Raw genomic sequence first — 359 nt, 5'->3', positions numbered from 1 at the left:
GTTCAAGCAGGGCTGGGCGCAACTGCTGCAGCTGGCCATCGAAAATATCGAGGGTGTACGCAGCGCCAGCGTAGAGGTGGAGTGTGTTATCGCCGCCCACAAGGCGCAGGCTCAAGTGCCGGCCCTGGCCAACGTCAAGAACGTGATCGCCGTGGCGTCCGGCAAGGGCGGGGTGGGCAAGTCGACCACCGCTGCCAACCTGGCCCTGGCATTGGCCCGTGAAGGCGCGCGGGTGGGCATTCTCGATGCCGATATCTACGGCCCGAGCCAAGGCATCATGTTCGGTATCCCTGAAGGTACGCGGCCTCAAGTACGTGATCAGAAGTGGTTCGTGCCGCTCGAAGCCCATGGCGTACAGG

1 protein-coding gene is annotated in these 359 nt (G+C 63.5%); it reads left to right on the top strand.

Going from position 1 to position 359, the window contains the following annotated elements:
* On the top strand, nucleotides 1-359 hold a 359-nt coding region (locus AC0IYH_RS29975; protein WP_471837737.1), incomplete at both ends, for a P-loop NTPase.

Source organism: Pseudomonas sp. AC463 (genome assembly GCF_979253585.1).
The sequence above is the reverse complement of the archived record's forward strand: the minus strand, read 5'-3'. Positions and strand labels throughout refer to the sequence as shown.